This window comes from Terribacillus jepli, from assembly GCF_047228925.1.
GTDB lineage: Bacteria > Bacillota > Bacilli > Bacillales > Amphibacillaceae > Terribacillus.
Genome location: NZ_JBFEGH010000008.1, coordinates 116832 through 131698 on the forward strand (window position 1 = coordinate 116832; position 14867 = coordinate 131698).

Here is a 14867-nt window from a genome sequence, read left to right on the forward strand (position 1 = left end):
CATGCAAAAAATAAAGACATACATAAAGAAATATGTATGTCCGTCATTCTGCTTCTGGCTTTTCGAATGTTACATTCGCTATCCGTTTGCTGCGGAGGTCACGAATGATGATTTCGTAAGTCTTTTCATAATTGATGGCACCGCCAGCTTCGAGTGCACCTCTTAATCGGCCGATATGCGTGAACATTTCGACCGTATCCATGGAAATATCTTCAATCGCATATCTTTCTGCCAATTGCGTCGGATAATGCTCTTTCAAATAAGCAAGGATGAAAGTCGCCACTTCTTCCATCGGCAGGATCTGGTCCTTGATTGTACCAATGGCAGCAAGGACAAGACCAACCTGCGGGTCTTCGAATTTCGGCCAAAGGATACCCGGTGTGTCGAGCAGTTCGAAATCTTTTTTCACTTTGATCCATTGCTGCTGTGTCGTTACACCAGGGCGATCGCCAGTCTTGGCTATTTTTTTACTTGCAAGACGGTTGATGAGCGTCGATTTTCCGACATTTGGAATTCCGATGATCATCGCCCTGCCTGGCGGTGGATTCTGCACGCCTTTACGCTTCCATTTTTCCCGTTTGGCAGCGTGCATATCGTGTGCGCGCTGGATGACACTCTGGATATCCCCTTTTTCATCCGCATTGACTGCCAGAGCCGGTGTGCCTTGCTCCTCATAATGGCGGATCCAAGCGTCGGTAACCGATATATCCGCCAAGTCTTTTTTCATTAGTACAACCATTTTCGGTTTATTGCCAAGCACTTTCCTGAGCATCGGATTTTGTGATGCTTCTGGTGCCCTTGCATCCACCAGCTCGATGACAAAGTCCACGAGCTTTAGTTTTTCTTCCACTTCTCTTCTAGCTTTGGCCATATGACCGGGAAACCATTGAATCGTCACGAGAATTTGTTCCTCCTATTTTGTCAGACCGATGCGATCCAGCGGCCAGAAAGTCAGCTGTACTTTTCCGACAATCTGCTCTTCCGGTATTAAGCCGATGTATCTGCTGTCGGTTGAATTTCTGCGATTATCCCCGAGTACGAGTACGTAACCTTCTGGGATCTCCTCGTAATTGCCTGGCAGATCTTCAAGCGTGAAATCATTCGTCAAATTGCCTCCATCCGTAAGTGAGGCTTTCTCACTATCCAAATAAGGCTCATCCACGATTTCACCATTAATATACAATGTATCATCGATCATCTCGACATGATCTCCCGGCACACCGATTACGCGTTTGATATAATCCTTGGATTCAGTTGCATGAAAGACAATGATGTCCTTACGTTTTGGTTCACCGAAGCGATAATTGATCTTATTCACAATCATGAAATCATTGTCATGCAAGGTCGGCTGCATGGAAGGTCCGTCGACTACAATCGGAGCAAACAGGAACATCCGAACGACCACCGCAATGATGACTGCGATGATCAAAGCCTTCAGCCAGTCCAGCCACTCATTTTTCTTTTTGGCCATCTATAAGCCTCCAATTGTTTAGTAGATCCATTTAGTTTATATAGCAAAAAAAGAGCTTGACGAAGCAAGCTCTCTTTTCTGGTACTTAGCGGATTTCTTTGATACGAGCAGCTTTTCCGCGAAGTTTACGTAGGTAATAAAGTTTCGCACGACGTACTTTACCACGACGGCTTACTTCGATTTTATCCAAACGTGGGCTGTGTACTGGGAAAGTACGTTCCACACCAACGCCTGAAGAAATCTTACGTACTGTGAAAGTTTCTGAGATTCCACCGTTTTGACGTTTGATAACGACACCTTCGAATACCTGGATACGCTCACGTGTACCCTCTACTACTTTAACGTGAACCTTAACCGTATCTCCAGCACGGAATTCAGGATGATCAGCGCGAAGCTGTTCTTTTGTAATGTCATGAATTAATTCCTGCATTCTGTTCAACTCCTTCTCACCAATGCTCATCCTCGCAAACGCGACAGCGGAACATCGTAATATGGCACTTACCTTTGTAAGCACAGCATTAAATATATCATATTTACATCATGAATTCAAAGTATTATTTAATCTTTTTGCCACTTTTTCACTAGTTCCTGCTCTTTATCGGTAAGTTCTGCATCGACAAGGAGATCGGGCCTTCTCGTAGCTGTCCGGTAAAGTGATTGTTCCCGGCGCCATGCTTCGATTTTGCCATGATCACCTGAAGTGAGGACTTCAGGCACTTGCATGCCGCGGAAGTCGGCAGGACGTGTATAATGCGGATGTTCCAGCAGGCCGGTTGAAAAAGAGTCTTCCGGAGCAGATGATGCATTGCCCAATACATCCGGCAAAAGTCGGACAACACTGTCGATCACTGCCATGGCGCCGATTTCCCCGCCAGTCAGGACATAGTCCCCGATGGAAATTTCATCCGTCACAAGCTTCTCGCGAATACGTTCATCATAACCTTCATAATGACCGCAAATGAAGATAAGATGCTCTTCTTTCGCCAGTTCCTCTGCCTTCTTCTGGTTAAATGTCTCGCCTTGCGGGCACATGAGAATGACACGCGGCTTGGCGGATCCTTCGGTCACGTGCTCGATTGCATCGAATATCGGCTGAGGCGCCAAAACCATACCAGCTCCGCCACCATATGGATAGTCGTCGACTTTTTTATGTTTGTTGGTCGTGAATTCCCGGAAGTTCACGAGATTCGGCTGAAAAGCCCCAAGATCTTGTGCACGTTTCAGGATGGAATGCTGCAGCACCCCTGAAAACATCTCGGGAAATAGTGTCAGAATATCAATTTTCATAGATCCAGCAATCCTTCCATCGGTTCGATCACGATACGCTTGCTATCGACATCAATCTGTTTGACGACCGGCTCGATATACGGCACCAGCAAATCTTTTTGTTTCTCACGTTGTACAACCCATACGTCATTTGCACCAGGGGAAAGGATTTCCTTTACTTTCCCTAGCATTTCCCCATCAACTGTCTCCACCGTACAGCCGATGATTTCATGGTAATAGAACTCATTTTCTTCCAAGTCTTCCAGCTGATCTTCGCGTACTTTCAGGATACCGCCTTTCAATTCTTCCACTTGATTGATGGAGGCATACCCTTGGAAAGTGAGCAAATCAAACGTTTTATGTTTTCTGTGTGTTTTCACAATCAGCTTTTGCGGCTTACTGTTCTCATCCTGGAACCAATACAATTCCTCACCCGGTTCAAAGCGTTCATCGAAATCCGTGATTCGAACGACCCTGACCTCTCCCGCAACGCCATGGGTATTGACAACTTTTCCTACGTTAAACATTTTCATTTCCATTGTATATCACCTTCATTATTCTATCCGGATGACAATGCCATCTTGGATGACGATTTTCTGCGTTGTAAGCTCGTCCCACTTCATGCCTACTTCAACCTCAACAAGAGCTTCAACCTCTTGAATCATGATTTCGCTGCCGATTGGCAGCACGTCCAGCTGCGTGAGCTGGAAAGCGATCGAAGCCGCCTTTTCCTCCCGCTTCCGGATTTCTGCTTGGAAACGTCTGTGTACATCTTGTTTGGATACACCTTGTTTCTTTTCGAGTTTCCGTTTCTCGAATAACAGCTGTTGACACTCTTGGTCAAGTTGATGCGCCGATCTTTGAAGACGTTCTCTGATGGCTGTTTTGCTGGATTCGGTGATTACTTCATCGACGCGCAAGCTTCTGATTATCTTCATCGGACACCTGGCTTTCTGCTGACAAAGCTTTTTTTGACATGGTAAAAAAGGGAAAGGTTTCCCTCTCCCTTTTACATTATGTCCAGATAAATGCGTTTTTCATGATCAGCGGAAGCAGCCCGCAGCACTGTGCGAAAGGCACGAGCATTGCGGCCATCTTTGCCGATCACTTTGCCAATATCAGATTCGTGCACCTGAAGCTGATAGATGACCTTATGCTGTTCTTCCCTTTGACGCACGACGATCTGCTCGGGAAAATCAACAAGCGGAGCAACCATCGCTTCAATGAGTGCTTTCAGAATCAATCAGCCCTTTACTTCTGGTTTTTTGAATCGTGGAACTTTTGCATGATTCCTTCGTTAGAGAAAAGGTTACGAACAGTGTCGCTTGGCTTCGCACCTTTAGCCATCCAGTCGAGTGCTTTCACTTCATCCATTTTAACCTCAGCTGGGTTAACTGTAGGATTATATGTTCCGATTTGCTCGATAATACGTCCATCACGAGGAGAACGAGAATCAGCAACTACCACACGATAGAAAGGGTTTCTTTTAGAACCCATACGTTTTAGACGAATTTTAACTGCCATGTTGTTGCACCTCCAAAATAATGTTTCTCACAAGATATGATTGTATCAGATTAAATAAACACTGTAAAGGGTTTTTACATTACATAAAAGGAAATTTCATTCCTCGGCCTTTTTTGCCCTTTTGCATGTTCGTCATTTGCTTCATCATCTTCTTCATATCTTCGAATTGTTTCAGCAGACGATTGACTTCGGATACGCTGCGGCCAGAGCCTTTTGCAATCCGTTTCTTGCGGCTGGCATTAATCAAGGACGGCTCCTGGCGCTCCTTGCGTGTCATTGATTGAATGATGGCCTCCACATGCACGAGCTGCTTCTCATCCAGCTGGACGTTCTTCATATTTTTCATCTTGCCTGCACCCGGAAGCATGCTCAATAAGTCATCAAGCGGTCCCATTTTCTTAACCTGGCTCATCTGCTCCAGGAAGTCGTCAAAGGTGAAGCTCATGCTGCGCATTTTTTCTTCCAAATCGCGCGCTTGCTTCTCGTCCACATTTTCTTGCGCTTTTTCGATCAGGGAGAGCACATCGCCCATACCGAGGATACGGGATGCCATCCGCTCTGGATGGAAAGCCTCCAGCTGATCTGTGCGCTCTCCCATACCGACGAATTTGATCGGTTTCCCGGTTACGGCGCGGATGGATAGTGCTGCTCCGCCTCGTGTATCACCATCTAGCTTTGTCAGGACCACTCCGGAAATATCGAGTTGATTATCAAAGCTTTCGGCAACGTTCACCGCGTCCTGACCAGTCATCGCATCGACGACAAGGAAAATTTCCGCTGGTTTCACATCCGTCTTGATCTGCGTCAGTTCATCCATCAGTTTCTCATCCACGTGGAGACGACCGGCTGTATCGATGATGACGTAATCATGGTGTTCTTCTTTGGCTTTCTTGATTGCCTCGTTGGCAATATCAACCGGATTCGCATCCGTCCCCATGGAGAATACCGGCAGATTCAACTGTTTGCCAAGTGTCTCAAGCTGATCGATGGCAGCTGGACGATAGACGTCCGCTGCAACGAGCAATGGATTCCGGTTATGCTTTTTACGCAAAAGATTAGCCAGTTTCCCGGTTGTCGTTGTTTTACCTGCACCTTGCAATCCGACCATCATAATGACAGTCGGCGGCCTGTCTGCGACAGCAATCTTGCTTTGCTCGCCGCCCATGAGCTGCGTCAGCTCTTCCTGGACGACCTTGATGACCTGCTGTCCGGGTGTAAGGCTCTCCATCACTTCCTGACCGACAGCCCGTTCTTTGATTTTATTGATCAGCTGCTTGACAACTTTGAAGTTGACGTCCGCTTCCAAGAGCGCAAGCCTTACTTCCCTTGTCATTTCTTTTACATCTTGTTCTGTAACTTTACCGCGCCCGCGTATTTTCTGTATCGTACTCTGCAGTCGGTCGGCTAATCCTTCAAATGCCATGGAATCGACCTCCTAATCTAATTCTTTTATCTTTTGGATCAGATTCTTTGCACCAGTCTGGTCATCGGAATCGAATGCTCCTTCCAATGCATCCAGCAGTGCACTCCTCTCCTTGAAACGATCATATAGATGAAGCTTTTTTTCATAGCTCTCGATCATCGCTTCGGTGCGCCTGATATTATCATAGACTGCCTGGCGGGATACTTCGAATGATTCGGCAATTTCCCCCAGTGACAAATCCTCTAAATAATACATTTCCATATAACTTCGCTGCTTCGGCGTAAGCAGTGCCTGATAAAAATCAAATAAATAGTTCATTCGAGTCGTTTTCTCTAACATGCGCTGCACTCCTTGTTAAGTGAAATGCCTTTACAAAATTGTAGCCAACCTAGTGCGCAGCTGTCAAGAAACTGCTATTCCGCCTGCTCCTCATCTTGCATCAAATCTGCGAACAAACCGTATACGAAAGCGTCCGGATCGAACTCTTGCAGGTCTTCCATCTGTTCCCCAAGTCCGACGAACTTGACAGGTATTTGCATCTCGTTCCGGATTGCCAGGACAATACCGCCCTTGGCCGTTCCATCCAGCTTGGACAGGACGATTCCAGATACTTTTGCTGTCTCCTGGAATGTCTTCGCCTGTGCAAGTGCATTCTGGCCCGTCGTCGCATCAAGGACCAGCAATACTTCATGCGGCGCACCTGGTACCTCGCGTTCGATGACACGGTGTACTTTGTTCAGCTCATTCATCAGGTTCACTTTATTCTGCAATCGACCCGCAGTGTCACAAAGAAGGACATCTGCACCGCGTGCCTGTGCTGCCTTGATTCCATCATAGATGACGGCTGCCGGATCACTGCCGGCATTATGTCGGATCACTTCGACACCAGTACGTTCTCCCCATACTTGCAGTTGCTCGATCGCACCGGCCCGGAATGTATCTCCAGCTGCCATGACGACCTTTTTACCTTCTTGCTTCAGCTTATATGCCAGCTTACCGATGCTAGTCGTTTTTCCGACACCATTTACCCCGACAAACAAGTAAATCGTAAGCCCATCTTCGTTGACTTTCAGTCTCTGCGGCTGTTCATCTGCATCCCCTTGGTAGATTTCAACCAGTTTTTCAGAAATGACATCCTTCAGTTGACTGCTGTCCTTGATATTCCGGCGCTTTGCTTCCATCCGAAGCTCATCCACCAAATCCATCACGGTGTTGACACCGACATCAGAAGCGATCAATACTTCTTCCAATTCCTCGAAGAAATCCTCATCCACTTTCCGATAACGCGCCATCAGATTATTCATCCGCTCGGAGAAGGATGAACGTGTCTTCTTGAGACCTTCCTTGTATTTTTCGGGTTTTTTTTCTTCTGTTTCATTATTGGTGCTGGAGAATCTGTTTTTCAGTTTCTGAAAAAAACTCATTTTGTTCTTCCTTTCTTATACCTTCACTAGTTCAGGTGCATCTTCCAAGCGGACAGATACGAGTCTTGATACTCCGGATTCCTGCATCGTCACGCCATAAAGGACGTCTGCTTCCTCCATTGTACCCTTTCTGTGGGTTATGGCAATGAACTGGGTCTTTTCACTGAATTGCTTCATATATTGAGCAAAGCGACTGACGTTTGCATCATCCAGTGCTGCTTCCACCTCATCCAGGATACAGAAAGGTACAGGTCTTACTCTCAAGATGGAGAACAGTAAAGCAATTGCTGTCAAAGCACGCTCTCCGCCTGAAAGCAGACCTAGATTCTGCAGCTTTTTGCCGGGTGGCTGGGCGATGATATCGACCCCTGTCTCCAGCAGATTACCAGAATCGGTCAGCTTGAGCTCTGCATGCCCACCGCCGAAGAGGGAACGGAATACTTCTGTGAATTCTGTTTTGATTTTCGTGAAGACATCCTCGAAAAGTCGCTTCATCTCTCCATCCATTTCATCGATGACAGCAAGCAATGTCGCTTTCGCTTGATAAAGGTCGTCCTTTTGTTCCGTAAGGAAGCTGTACCTCTCGTTGATACGGTCAAACTCTTCAATCGCTCCCACATTGACTGTACCGAGTTCCGAAATGGCACGTTTGATGAGCTTCACTTCGGTTTGGGCAGTTTCGATATCTTCCGCCCTTCCAAATGTAGCCAGTGCTTTCTCAAAGGTCAAGGAATAGCTTTGCTGCAAATTCATCAAACGATTCTCTAGCTCAACATCCAAACGATTTGAACGGACCTCCTGATCCTGAACTTGCTGCACAAGGTTCTGATGGAGACGATTTGCTTCCTTGACAGAAAGCTCCTCTTGCTGCACCCGGTCATAACGCTCCTGCCGCTCGGTTTTGCGCTCCTCGATCAAAGTCGTTGTCTGCTGCTTATGCAGTTGTTTCACCTTGATCGACTCAATTATCTCTTCTTCCGTCTGGCCTTTTTCGGACACTTCGGTCATCTGCTGCAATAATTGATGCTGCTCTTCGTATTTCAGCTCGGTCTGTTCCAGCTGATTTGTAAGTTCAGCCAGTCGCTGCTGCTGATTCTCAAGCTTGGCAAGACTTTCTGCGGAACGTATCTGAAGGGCTTGCTGCTCTTTTCGTTTGGTCTCCTTCGTCTGCTGCCAAGCCTGGTGGGCTTTGGTCAGCTCGCTGATTTCCTGCTGTATTTCCTGAAGCTGCCCATCCAAATCGGAAAGTTCAGCCTGAAGCTGCTCCATACGTTTCTCGACTTCTTCCCGTTCTGCATCATACTGGGCATTATCCTGGTCATACATGGTAAGATTGTCATTGGCATGCATAAAGCGAATGCTCGTTTCGGTATGTGCAGCCTGAAGTTCCTGCTCGGCTTCCTGAAGCTGTTTTAAATTGTGGCGCGTTTCTTCTGCCGAAGCCTCCAATTGCTGGAGTTCTTCTTTCAGCTGAGAAACTTTTCGTTCGAAAACTTCGGTTCTTGCTTGAAAATCGGACAATTTATCCGTTACTTCCTGCATTTCCTTTTCCCTGGTGAACAGAGACTGACTGCTGCGCTTTTGCGCACCTCCGGTCATCGATCCCCCCGGGTTTACCACATCACCAGACAGCGTAACGACCCGATACCTTCTGCCCAAGCTGGCGGCAATCGTGTTGGCATGCTGAAGATCTTCTGCAATGACCACATTGCCTAAAAGGAAATCCACTGCCGCCTTGTAAGGGGCATCCACCCGGATTAGATCTGCTGCAATACCAACAAACCCTTCCCGATTGGAAGCATTCGCCAATACATTCCCCGGAATCTGCTTCGGCTGAATCGATGTTAATGGCAAGAATGTTGCCCGGCCGTTAGACGTCTGCTTCAGCCAGTTGATTGCCTGACGTGCACTCGCTTCTGTATCGACCACGATGTGTTGCGCTTGACCGCCAAGGGCTGTTTCCATCGCAGTCACATATGCTGATGGGACATCGATCAATTCGATGACAGCTCCTTCGATGCCCCCAAGCTTTTCTTCCTGTCGCGCTTTGAGGACTGCTTTCACTCCTTGGAAGAAGCCTTGGTACTCTTCTTTCATTTCCTGCAGCATCTCCTGCTTGGAACGCAACTTCTCGATATGCTGGTACCCAGTGTACAATCTGCTCTGTGCTTCCTGATACTGCTCTCGTTTTTTCGCTGCTTCCATACGAAGTGAATCCGCTTTTTCCTCAGCTTGCTCCCTGCTGGCAGTTGCTTCTGCTAAACTTGCAGCCAGCTGGTCTCGCTTTTCACTGATTTCGTCACGATTCTGAACGACATCCTTATATTTCGTACGCTGACGTTCTTTTTTCGCATCAATTCCAGTGAGCTGTTGTTTCAGTGAATTCGTTTCATTCCGTTTGGCAGCTTGTTCATTCAGCAAATCGATATAGTCACTTTTCTTCTCCTCGATTTGCTCACTCAAATCTTCCTGTGTACGAGACAGCTGCTTGTCCAAGGTACGCAAATCCGACTTGATCGCTTTATTTTCTGTATCCAATGCCGTCAGTGCAGCTTGTTCCTGCTCCAGCTGTTTCTTTTGCTGCTGGAGGGTAATTTCGAGCTGCCCTGTATCCTTCTTTAGCTTCTCCTTGTTTTCCGCCAGATGCTTGGATCGTTCGTTCAGCAGTTGTTTCTTGCCTTCAAGATTCTCCAATTCCTGCGTGACGATGAGTAAGGATGCCTGCAACTCATCAATGGAGGCGTCCAATGCTTGCAATTCCGTTTTATCAGACTCAAGCAGCTGCTCTTTCTCATTGATTGATTGTTTCTGACTTTCCATCTTGTGCTTATTTACCTCAAGCTCCTGAAGAACGGCTTGCCATTCCTTATGTAATTGCTCGATTTCGGCAACAAGCAATCCGATTTCGATATCTTTCAGCTGTGCTTTTTTCTCCAGAAAGTCTTTGGCGATGGCAGCCTGTTCACGCAATGGTTCAAGCTGCCCCTCGATTTCATACGTGATATCTTCCACTCGGTTCAAGTTTTCCTGTGTTTCGGCTAATTTATATTCAGCTTTCTTCTTGCGCTGCTTGTATTTCAATACACCGGCTGCTTCCTCGAAAATCGACCGCCGCTCCTCTGGCTTAGAGTTCAGGATTTCCTCTACCTTCCCCTGACTTATGATGGAAAAGGCTTCCCTGCCTAATCCGGAACCCATGAACAAATCAATGATATCCTTCAGACGGCAGCTTTGGTTATTGATCAAAAACTGGCTTTCCCCAGAACGGAATACCCGTCTGGTCACACTCACTTCCTGATACTCCAGCGGTAACGTCTGATCAGCATTGTCCAATACGAGTGTCACTTCCGCGACATTCAGTGCTTTTCTCGTATCACTTCCCTGGAAGATGATATCTTCCATCTTGGATCCGCGCAGACTTTTTGCCGACTGCTCGCCCAATACCCAGCGGATGGCATCGGTAATATTGCTTTTCCCGCTTCCGTTCGGACCTACCACTGCCGTCACACCTGGCACGAAGTCCAATGTCACTTTTTCGGCAAATGATTTGAATCCGACGGTTTCTAATCGTTTCAGGAACATACTCATTCTCCTATATGAAAGCTTTTCGCTTATTTCTGCATTGTGATTGATTTTTTCTTTCGTTTTTAACTTATTTATTTTATCATAAACTAAAGGTACATAATAGGTATCAATTACGTCAAAGGAGGCTCGTCCATGAAGCTTGAACAGGCATCGGAGGAGAACCTGGCCATCCTCATCAATGGCATAGCCGACCGGCTCGTTGTCGTCAACCGTTCCATCATGCAGCCGGAGGACTACCAGCTGGAGAAATACCATGATATTAAGTTTTTATATGATCATATCGAATCAAAAGGACAGCTCAGTGTCTCAGAGACAGAGGCATTCATCCAGGAGCTGGCGAATTACCGAAAATAAAAAAACGGCGGAGAACAGCTTTGTTCTCTGCCGTTTATCTATTCTTTAAGGGCTTCCAGTGCAATCCGGGCAGCCTGCTGTTCCGCTTCTTTCTTCGTCCGGCCAATACCTGTGCCGACAAGTTCTCCCATAATCTTCAGCTCTGCCACGAATTCCCGATTATGAGCAGGACCTCTCTCATCGATGATCGTATATGTGATCACTTTATCCTTGTCCTGCTGGATGACCTCCTGCAGCTTGCTCTTGTAATCCATCGCATGTGAAAAAGCACCTTGGCTGATTTTAGGGAAGACGATCTTTTCAAAGAATCTGAGTACCACTTCGAAATCCTGATCAAGGTACAACGCACCGACAAACGCTTCAAAAACGTCGGCCAGCAATGCAGGGCGCGTTCTGCCGCCCGTGCGCTCTTCCCCTTTTCCGAGCAGCACATAAGCACCAAGATCCATTTCTTTGGCGAACAGTACAAGGGATTCCTCTCTGACGATGGCAGCACGGAGCTTCGTCATATTCCCCTCCGGCATATCGGGATAATGCTTGTACAAGAATTGGGACACGCCAAGCTCCAGTACCGCATCGCCCAGGAATTCCAAGCGCTCATTATCCGTCTTTTTCAGGTGACGATGTTCATTCACATAAGATGAATGGGTCAAGGCATTCTGCAACAAAGCTTCATCATGGAAATGTATCCCGAGCTTCTCCTGCAGTGTAGATAAGTTCATTCTGCTGTCCCCACTTTCCATTTGTTGTGATGATGCGGAGAGAGTCCCGCTTGAAATCAAGCGGGACTCTCTCCTATGCATCATATTTAAATCTTACTGTTTGCTGTTTATGTAGTTTACAGCGTCGCCAACAGTAGCGATTTTTTCCGCATCTTCATCAGAAATTTCCATGTCGAATTGATCTTCCAATTCCATAACCAATTCCACCACATCAAGGGAATCTGCTTCTAGATCTTCTTTGAAAGAAGCCTCTAGTGTTACTTTGGATTCGTCTACATCAAGACGATCAATAACGATTTGTTTTACTTGCTCGAATACATCTGCCATAGGAAATTCACCTCCCTTCAGTATTATAGGACATTTCGTCCCGGAAAACTACAATTTTTTCACTTGAGTCACATAACCATGCCGCCATCGATGTGCAGTGTCTGGCCAGTCATGTAATTGCTGTCCTCGGATGCAAGGAAGCGAACGACACGGGCAACGTCTTCCGGTTTGCCCGGTTTACCGAGCGGAATCATGCTTTGCATTGCCTGTTTCTGCTCGTCTGTCATTTCATCCGTCATATCAGTCGTGATGAATCCCGGAGCAACGGCATTTACCAGAACGTTTCGCGCAGCCAGCTCTTTGGCAGCCGTTTTCGTTAAACCGATGACTCCTGCTTTTGCTGCGACATAGTTAGCCTGCCCAGGGTTTCCGCTGACACCGACAATGCTTGCCACATTGATAATGCGGCCAGCTTTTTGTTTCATCATTTGACGTGTCACTGCTTTCGTGCAAAGGAATACACCTTTCAAATTCGTCTGGATGACTGCATCGAAATCTGCTTCTTTCATACGCATCAGCAGGTTATCCCTCGTGATACCAGCATTATTCACTAGTATGTCCAAACTTCCGAACGCATCAATTGTCTGCTTGACCATATCTTTTACGCTTTCTTCTTCTGCTACATTCGCCTGTATTACGATCGATTCCTGCCCAAGGGCACGGATTTCCTCCGCAACGGCCTCTGCCTTTTCTTTGCTTCCGGAATAGTTCACCGCTACGTTCACGCCGTTACGCGCAAGTTCCAATGCAATTTCCCTGCCGATTCCACGGGATGCACCTGTAACAAGTGCTGCCTTACCTGTAAGCATCATTCTTCCTCCTTGTACCACGCCAAGAATGCTTGCAATGTTTCAGGGTCTTGTACGTTGAAAGTAGTCGTGCGGCGGTTGATTTTTTTCACCAATCCACTGAGCACTTTGCCATTTCCGACTTCCACGATGGCATCCAATTCATCATTTTGAAGCATGTTGACAACAGTCTCTTCAAAACGGACTGGAGAGTATAACTGCTGTACGAGCAGCTGCTCGATTTCTTTCTGGTCCAGTACTTTTTCTGCCGTTACGTTAGCATATACCGGGATCGATGCATCCGCTTTTTCAACTTCCCTAAGTACAGATGCGAATTCTTCCGCAGCTTGTTTCATCAACCTGGAATGGAAAGGACCGCTTACGTTAAGCGGAAGCACGCGTTTCGCTCCTGCTTCTTTCAAGAGCGGCTCTGCAAGCTCGATCCCTTTTTTCGTACCGGAAATGACAACTTGGCCAGGACAATTGATATTGGCGGCATCGACGATTTCGCCATGCTCCTTGTCAACCGTCTCAAGAGCAGTCTCGATATCTTCCAAACTGAGTCCCAATACTGCAGCCATGGAGCCTTGACCTGCTGGATAAGCTTTCTCCATCAACTGCCCGCGCTTGTTGACAAGTACAGCTGCGTCTTCAGCCTGAAGTACACCAGCTGCGACAAGCGCACTGTATTCACCCAGGCTATGCCCGGCTGTAACGACAGGTCGTACACCCTCATTTAACAGCACTTGATGGATGGCAGCGCTTGTCAGAAGCAATGCTGGCTGTGCATTCTCCGTCTTTGTCAGCTCTTCTGCCGGCCCTTCGAACATCAAAGGTGTAATCGGCTGAGGCAACAGTTCATCTGCAGCCTGGAATAGACTTTTCACTTCTTCGTATTCATTGTACATTTCCTGACCCATGCCCACTGCCTGTGAGCCTTGTCCAGGAAATACAAAAGCTACTCGTTTCACTTAAGCTTCCTCCTCATCTTTTTTCATACCCTGAATTGTTTCTTCGATGACTTTTGTAACATTATTTTCGGCCATTTGCTTGGTCTGCTGGATAGCGACCTGGATGGCGCGTGCATTGGAGGATCCATGCGCTTTTACTACTGGCGCAGCAAGGCCAAACAAAGCAGCACCGCCGTATTCGGCATATTCCGTGCTTGCTTTGAGTTCCTTCAGCTCCGGTTTCATCATTCCGGCAGCAAGCTTTGTCTTCATATTCTTCAAAAAGGCCTTCTTGATCATCGAGAAGAACATCATCGCTGTACCTTCCGTCGTCTTCAATGCGATATTACCACTGAAGCCGTCTGTCACTACCACATCATAATCCCCGGAAAGGAAGTCCCGTCCTTCGACATTGCCGACGAAATTGATCGGTGCTTTGCCGAGAAGCTCGAATGCTTTTTTTGTCAGGTCATTTCCTTTACCGTCTTCCGTTCCGACATTCAGCAATCCAACACGCGGTCTTTCTATTCCCCGGACCTTCTCCGCATAGATGGAGCCCATGACGCCGTATTGTAATAAATGGTTCGCTTTGGCGTCAATATTGGCACCGACATCCAGCAAAACAAAGCCCTTTCCATCCACCGTCGGAAGCGTAGGAGCCAGCGCCGGCCGTTCAATGCCTTTGATGCGTCCGACAATCATCAGCCCTGCTGTCATAAGTGCACCAGTATTCCCTGCTGAAATACAAGCATCGGCACGCCCTTCTTTTACTTCCTGTGCGGTCAATACGAGTGATGACTGCTTTTTGCGACGGATTGCCCTTACAGGCTCGTCATCTGCTGTAATAAACTCCTCGGTATGTATAATCCGGATATTAGCCGGACGGACCTCGCCGAGATGCGGTTCGATCTTGCTTTGATCCCCAACAAGTGTCAGTTCCAAAGAAGCATCCTTTGTTGCTGCAAGCACGGCACCTTTGACTATTTCCTCTGGTGCGTGGTCGCCGCCCATTGCATCGATTGCGATTCGCATA

General features: G+C 47.2%; 18 protein-coding genes. 1 reads left to right on the top strand and 17 read right to left on the bottom strand.

The annotated features are described in order from the left end of the window. Positions 1–43: 43 nt before the first annotated feature. The 12 genes from ylqF to smc all read right to left on the bottom strand — a co-directional run bounded on the left by ylqF (position 44) and on the right by smc (position 10690). Complete coding sequence (ylqF, locus tag AB1K91_RS10835; protein WP_413089859.1) at positions 44–898, bottom strand: ribosome biogenesis GTPase YlqF; 855 nt, start codon at positions 896–898, stop codon at positions 44–46. A 15-nt stretch (positions 899–913) separates the two neighbouring features. After that, the gene (gene lepB, locus AB1K91_RS10840; RefSeq protein ID WP_413089860.1) at positions 914–1471 is read right to left on the bottom strand and encodes a signal peptidase I; all 558 of its coding nucleotides are present in this window, start codon (positions 1469–1471) and stop codon (positions 914–916) included. Between the two features lie 85 nt (positions 1472–1556). Beyond that, on the bottom strand, positions 1557–1901 hold the full coding sequence (rplS, locus tag AB1K91_RS10845) for a 50S ribosomal protein L19 (RefSeq protein WP_093726616.1): 345 nt from the start codon (positions 1899–1901) through the stop codon (positions 1557–1559). Positions 1902–2029: 128 nt separating this feature from the next. Beyond that, complete coding sequence (gene trmD, locus AB1K91_RS10850; RefSeq protein WP_413089861.1) at positions 2030–2758, bottom strand: tRNA (guanosine(37)-N1)-methyltransferase TrmD; 729 nt, start codon at positions 2756–2758, stop codon at positions 2030–2032. Beyond that, positions 2755–3276 (bottom strand): ribosome maturation factor RimM, encoded by a 522-nt coding sequence (gene rimM / locus AB1K91_RS10855; protein WP_413089862.1) that lies wholly within the window; start codon positions 3274–3276, stop codon positions 2755–2757. Before rimM ends, trmD begins: the two co-directional genes overlap by 4 nt. 15 nt (positions 3277–3291) lie before the next feature. Next, entirely contained in the window at positions 3292–3675 is a 384-nt protein-coding gene (locus AB1K91_RS10860) for a YlqD family protein (RefSeq protein WP_093726619.1), read from the bottom strand. A 71-nt stretch (positions 3676–3746) separates the two neighbouring features. Then, positions 3747–3974: a KH domain-containing protein gene (locus AB1K91_RS10865; RefSeq protein ID WP_413089898.1), complete on the bottom strand. Its 228-nt coding sequence runs from the start codon at positions 3972–3974 to the stop codon at positions 3747–3749. 14 nt (positions 3975–3988) lie between these two features. Further along, entirely contained in the window at positions 3989–4261 is a 273-nt protein-coding gene (gene rpsP, locus AB1K91_RS10870) for a 30S ribosomal protein S16 (RefSeq protein WP_093726621.1), read from the bottom strand. 79 nt (positions 4262–4340) lie between these two features. Beyond that, entirely contained in the window at positions 4341–5684 is a 1344-nt protein-coding gene (ffh, locus tag AB1K91_RS10875) for a signal recognition particle protein (protein ID WP_413089863.1), read from the bottom strand. Positions 5685–5696: 12 nt separating this feature from the next. Beyond that, on the bottom strand, positions 5697–6023 hold the full coding sequence (locus AB1K91_RS10880; protein WP_413089864.1) for a putative DNA-binding protein: 327 nt from the start codon (positions 6021–6023) through the stop codon (positions 5697–5699). Between the two features lie 74 nt (positions 6024–6097). Then, a complete protein-coding gene (gene ftsY, locus AB1K91_RS10885) occupies positions 6098–7108 on the bottom strand; it encodes a signal recognition particle-docking protein FtsY (RefSeq protein ID WP_413089865.1) in 1011 nt (336 codons plus the stop codon). Between the two features lie 15 nt (positions 7109–7123). Beyond that, positions 7124–10690, bottom strand: a complete 3567-nt coding sequence (gene smc / locus AB1K91_RS10890) for a chromosome segregation protein SMC (protein ID WP_413089866.1) — start codon at positions 10688–10690, stop codon at positions 7124–7126. A gap of 135 nt (positions 10691–10825) precedes the next feature. Between smc and AB1K91_RS10895 the strand changes: the two genes are divergently transcribed. Next, positions 10826–11047 carry a DUF1128 domain-containing protein gene (locus tag AB1K91_RS10895; RefSeq protein WP_413089867.1) on the top strand — a complete coding sequence of 74 codons (222 nt, stop codon included), beginning with the start codon at positions 10826–10828 and terminating at the stop codon, positions 11045–11047. A 38-nt stretch (positions 11048–11085) separates the two neighbouring features. On the opposite strand, the gene rnc is transcribed toward AB1K91_RS10895, so the two are convergent. The 5 genes from rnc to plsX form a co-directional block, all read right to left on the bottom strand. After that, entirely contained in the window at positions 11086–11769 is a 684-nt protein-coding gene (rnc, locus tag AB1K91_RS10900; protein WP_413089868.1) for a ribonuclease III, read from the bottom strand. Between the two features lie 93 nt (positions 11770–11862). Further along, positions 11863–12096, bottom strand: a complete 234-nt coding sequence (acpP, locus tag AB1K91_RS10905) for an acyl carrier protein (protein WP_093726628.1) — start codon at positions 12094–12096, stop codon at positions 11863–11865. A gap of 68 nt (positions 12097–12164) precedes the next feature. Next, positions 12165–12908 carry a 3-oxoacyl-[acyl-carrier-protein] reductase gene (fabG, locus tag AB1K91_RS10910; protein ID WP_413089869.1) on the bottom strand — a complete coding sequence of 248 codons (744 nt, stop codon included), beginning with the start codon at positions 12906–12908 and terminating at the stop codon, positions 12165–12167. Beyond that, positions 12905–13855 (bottom strand): ACP S-malonyltransferase, encoded by a 951-nt coding sequence (gene fabD / locus AB1K91_RS10915; RefSeq protein WP_413089870.1) that lies wholly within the window; start codon positions 13853–13855, stop codon positions 12905–12907. Before fabD ends, fabG begins: the two co-directional genes overlap by 4 nt. Beyond that, a complete protein-coding gene (gene plsX / locus AB1K91_RS10920; protein ID WP_413089871.1) occupies positions 13856–14866 on the bottom strand; it encodes a phosphate acyltransferase PlsX in 1011 nt (336 codons plus the stop codon). Position 14867 lies beyond the last annotated feature (1 nt).